At 60.5% G+C, this 309-nt stretch carries 1 protein-coding gene; it reads left to right on the top strand.

All coding sequences use genetic code 11. The features are described 5' to 3' along the window. Positions 1 to 309: LysE family translocator (locus SB772_RS39895; protein ID WP_410838504.1), on the top strand; the 309-nt coding region annotated here is incomplete at both ends.

The raw sequence follows: 309 nt of genomic DNA, 5'->3' as shown, positions 1-309 counted from the left end.
CTATGCGATCGCGCTAGAGATTTTGAAGGTCTTCGGCGGGCTTTATCTGCTCTACCTCGCCTACAAGGCCTTCAAGGCGATGCGTGCTGGAAATGACCTTCAGCAAGCGCAGGAAGTGAAGCCGCTATCGGCGCGCGCCCTGCTGCTCAAGGGTTACGGTATCCACGTCACCAATCCGAAGGCGATCTTTGCCTGGCTCGCCATCATCGCGCTCGGCATGCCGCAGGGCGCACCGGGTTCGGTGGCGGTCCTCATCGTCGCCATCTGCCTGACGACAGGCCTTGCGATCTTCCTGGCATATGCGGTGCT

Source organism: Paraburkholderia sp. SIMBA_030 (assembly GCF_046535245.1).
Taxonomy (GTDB): domain Bacteria; phylum Pseudomonadota; class Gammaproteobacteria; order Burkholderiales; family Burkholderiaceae; genus Paraburkholderia.
This window is presented reverse-complemented; position numbering and strand designations above follow the sequence as displayed.